The following is a 408-nucleotide window of genomic DNA, read 5'->3' as shown; positions in this document are numbered from 1 at the left end:
TCCCTATGACGCCCGCACCGCGCTATGGTGCCTGGTGCCCGACGATAAACGCGGCGAAGTGCTGCTGGAGGCCTCAGAGAACGTCTGGGGCGACCTGATCGACAAGATGAGCGACCCCGAGCTGCTGCAGGCCATGCAGCCGCTGGATATCGATGAACAGGTTTACCTGCTGCAGCATCTGCCGCGCAACCTGACCGGACGGCTGCTGGCGACCCTGCCGGCCGAGAAGCGCGCCCGTATTCGCCAGATTATGCGCTACGCCGACAACAGCGTCGGGTCGATCATGGAGTTTGAGGTCATTACGGTGCGACCGGAGGCCACCCTGGCGGCGGTGCAGCGCTATCTGCGGCGTCTCGGTAAAATGCCGGAAAACACCGATAAGCTGTTCGTTACCACCCGTAACAAGCT

Annotated in this window: 1 protein-coding gene; it reads left to right on the top strand. The window is 62.3% G+C overall.

Features of this window, described 5'->3' with window-relative positions; translation table 11 throughout:
• On the top strand, positions 1-408 hold a 408-nt coding region (locus FJV41_RS56305; RefSeq protein ID WP_141649677.1), incomplete at both ends, for a magnesium transporter MgtE N-terminal domain-containing protein.

It is taken from the genome of Myxococcus llanfairpwllgwyngyllgogerychwyrndrobwllllantysiliogogogochensis (genome assembly GCF_006636215.1).
Taxonomy (GTDB): Bacteria; Myxococcota; Myxococcia; order Myxococcales; family Myxococcaceae; genus Myxococcus; species Myxococcus llanfairpwllgwyngyllgogerychwyrndrobwllllantysiliogogogochensis.
The sequence above is the reverse complement of the archived record's forward strand: the minus strand, read 5'-3'. Positions and strand labels throughout refer to the sequence as shown.